General features: G+C 44.9%; 2 protein-coding genes, 1 tRNA gene and 1 pseudogene. 1 reads left to right on the top strand and 3 read right to left on the bottom strand.

Features of this window, described 5'->3' with window-relative positions; all coding sequences use genetic code 11:
• From ACEW8S_RS14860 to ACEW8S_RS14850, 3 genes and pseudogenes are all read right to left on the bottom strand, one after another.
• A pseudogene (locus ACEW8S_RS14860) lies at positions 1 to 299 on the bottom strand (histidine kinase); the annotation flags it as partial.
• 199 nt (positions 300 to 498) lie between these two features.
• Positions 499 to 574 (bottom strand) — tRNA-His (locus ACEW8S_RS14855).
• Between the two features lie 101 nt (positions 575 to 675).
• On the bottom strand, positions 676 to 2,244 hold the full coding sequence (locus ACEW8S_RS14850) for a M28 family peptidase (RefSeq protein ID WP_373518912.1): 1,569 nt from the start codon (positions 2,242 to 2,244) through the stop codon (positions 676 to 678).
• A gap of 192 nt (positions 2,245 to 2,436) precedes the next feature.
• On the opposite strand from ACEW8S_RS14850, the gene ACEW8S_RS14845 reads away from it, so the two are divergent.
• Entirely contained in the window at positions 2,437 to 3,378 is a 942-nt protein-coding gene (locus tag ACEW8S_RS14845; RefSeq protein ID WP_373518911.1) for a dihydrodipicolinate synthase family protein, read from the top strand.
• Positions 3,379 to 3,596 lie beyond the last annotated feature (218 nt).

The following is a 3,596-nucleotide window of genomic DNA, read 5'->3' as shown; positions in this document are numbered from 1 at the left end:
CCAATTTTATAGCCGGAAGATTTACTTAAGTCCAACGCCTGTTTCGACAATTTGAAAAGGCTATCGCTGTTATAAAATCGCATTTCGTTGCCCAATGCATTGATAAGGTCGATGTACAGGGTATCTTTGGTGTTGAACCTCGGTTGTGACCTTTTTATTTGGATCTGCTCTTTTAAGCTGTCCTTGACATTCTGCTGGGCGTTGTTTTGAATCGGGATGAATAGGATAATCCCCAAAAGAAGCAGGTGCTTTTTTAAAAAGGAAGACAAGGTCAAAGAGTAGGTTTTGACAATATTCATGATTGGGACGAATTACGAATAATCAAAAGTAGCCGGTAAAGCCAAGTTCAGGTAATTAATGTTGTGAAAACCAATATTTTGTGTGTTTTGTCTTAAAGAGGATGTAATTCATCGGAGTTTTCAAGTTTTGGATATAAATATCCGTCTGGATAAAAAAAAGTCCCATTGCGAGGCAACGGGACTATCTATCTAAACTTTAGGGTGGAAGACCGGTTTCGAACCGGCGACCTCTTGAACCACAATCAAGCGCTCTAACCAGCTGAGCTACAACCACCGTTTAAGAAGGCGCAAAGATAATTTTTTTTGACTGATCTTTCAAATTAAAAAGTATGTTATTTTGCGAGGGTCGGCAAGGCGTAACCCTAAGCTTTCCAATTTACTTGCTCGCTTTATCAACGATAATGCGCTGGTCACGGTTTGCCACTTCCCAGGCCGTATAAAAAATAAGTCTCGTCCGGTTTTCCAATAAGTCATAGTTGATTTTTTCAACCGTGTCACTGGGTTTGTGGTAATCGGCGTGCGTTCCGTTGAAGTAAAAGATGATGGGAATGTTGTTTTTGGCAAAATTGTAATGATCGCTACGGTAATAAAAACGGTTCGGATCGTTTTCGTCGTTGAAGGTGTAGTCGAACTCGATATTCGTGTATTTTTTGTTCACCGATTCGGATAGCTCGTGCAGGTCGGTGCTCAGTTTGTCGGATCCTATCAGATACAGATAGTTTCGATTTCCGTTGCGTTTGGGGTCAATGCGGCCGATCATATCGATATTGAGGTTGACGACCGTATTCTCCAGTGGGAATATCGGGTCGAAATCTGTATAGTAGCGGGAGCCTAAAAGGCCTTTTTCTTCACCGGTGACGTGGAGAAAAACTACAGATCTTTTGGGTCCCTGTCCAGCATCGGCGGCTTTTTTAAAGGCCTCCGCAATTTCCAAAAGGGCTACCGAACCCGAACCATCGTCGTCGGCACCGTTATTGATCTGCCCATCGGCCGTGATACCGATGTGATCCAGATGCGAGGAGATTACCAAGTATTCGTCCGGTTTTTCGCTGCCCTTGATTATCGCGACGACGTTTTCGGAATCTACTTCCTTATTTTCACTTTTAATGGCGATGTTCATGTCCACCGGCAGGAGTTCGGGGGTATCGCTCGTTTCAATATCCGGTAGTAGGGCTTTGGCCAGTTGGGCATCGATAAAGAAGTTGGCAAATCCCGCCTCTTCATCATCGGCAAGTTCCATTTGGCCGCTATCGTTGTTCTTCATATAATCGAAACGGCTTTTAAAACGGCCGTAATTTTCCTCGTCATAATAAAAAACGGCGGATGCCCCTTTGCTGGAGGCCAGTTCCATGCGCTTTCCGATGGATTCGGACAGGTTGCTCCATATCGATTTTTCATCCGAACCCGATAAGGTATAGGACCCATCTTGGTTTTTCGGTTCCCCGGCCTTGATCAAGATGACTTTTCCTTCGACATCTAATCCCCTATAATCGGAATAATCGCCCTCTTCTATCCCATAGCCTACATAAACGATATTGTCATACGTGCCTTCCGCTTGCGAGAAGGTCAAAAGGCCATTACCCAATACATATTCTTTTCCGTTTACCGTAACCGTACCTGTGGGCAATTGAGCGACTTCTAAAGGTACTTTTTGAAAATAGTCCCCGTTTTTTTTTGCTGCGGGAATGTCCAAACGCACATATTCGGTCTTTAGGTACTCTACGGCTTTCTTTTGGCCTGGCTTTCCGGTTTCCCGGCCCTCGAATTCATCGGATGCATAGGTGTAAAGATGGGCCTTCAATTCCGCTTCGGTAATCGTTTCGGCATAGGTCGTTGGGTCGGTAGCCTCGGACGGCGTAGGCGTTTTGGTGGATTCGGATACTGCGGGTTGCGAAGAATTACAGGCCATGGCCAGCCCTAGCGCCAAGAATAGTATAGGTTTCATTTTTGTATGGATTTGTAACTAAAATTCGTCAAAAATAGGGAAAACAAATGGAACCTTGTTCACCTTACAAGTACAGTTAAAGGCTGAAACTACCGGTTGCTTGTCTTTAAACTTTTTTTCGAATGGAATCCGATGGAGAGGGTTTCGGAATTTCCATTATTTTTGTACCATCATCCTTTAATACAAAAATATATGCAATTCGAATGGAAAGGGGTAATGCCCGCAGTAACGACAAAATTTACGGACAACGATACTTTGGATCTGAAAATGTTCGGGAAGAATATCAACGCCCAGATCGATGCCGGTGTTCACGGCATCGTATTGGGAGGTTCCCTTGGGGAGGCCAGTACCTTGACCTCTGACGAGAAAGTCGAACTCATAAAGGAAACGGTCGGTCTGGTCGATAAAAAAATTCCGGTAGTGATGACCATAGCCGAGCAGGCGACCCATATTGCGATAGCCGAGGCTCGGAAAGCCCAAAAAAATGGTGCGGACGCCTTGATGATCTTGCCTCCGATGCGCTATAAATCGACGGACCATGAAACGGTGGAGTATTTCAAGGAGATTGCAAAAAGTACCGATCTGCCCATTATGATCTATAATAATCCGGTGGATTATAAGATAGAGGTGACCGCCGATATGTTCGAAGAGCTATTGAAACTCGACAATATTCAGGCCGTAAAGGAATCTACCCGTGACATCATTAATATCGGAAGATTACAGAACCGTTTCGGCGATCGGCTTAAAGTCCTTACCGGTGTAGATCCCCTCGCACTTGAAAGCCTGCTTATCGGTGCCGATGGCTGGGTGGCGGGATTGGTGTGTGCCTTTCCTGCTGAAACGGTCGCCATTTACGAATTGGCCAAAGCGGGATATGCAAAGGAAGCTACGGCGATATACAGATGGTTCTTGCCTTTGTTGGAGCTTGATATCAGTCCGCAGTTGGTACAGAACATCAAGTTGGCCGAAGTGGCCACGGGTATCGGTACCGAAAACGTTCGAAAACCACGGCTCAATCTTCAGGGCGAAGAACGAAAAAGAGTACTAAAGATTATCGAAAATTCCCTTAAAACCAGGCCCACTTTGCCGGATTACGGGAATTTGGAGCTGATTGGGAGAGCAGTATCCGTGTAAAGAACCTGGGTTTTTAGAAACCCCCAAGTCTAATCCCTCTTAAGTCATTATTAACAGCATTTCTCCTCCGCTTCTAGTATCTTAGCGAAGAACCTAAAATAAGAACACCTACATGATTACCGGAAAAAACTATATCGGAAAAGAACTCTCCTCCAAAGGAAGTAATACCTACACCACTTTCAATCCCCAACTGAACTCCGATACGGAGTGGACGTTTC

The organism is Pricia sp. (assembly GCF_041745955.1).
GTDB lineage: Bacteria > Bacteroidota > Bacteroidia > Flavobacteriales > Flavobacteriaceae > Pricia.
The sequence above is the reverse complement of the archived record's forward strand: the minus strand, read 5'-3'. Positions and strand labels throughout refer to the sequence as shown.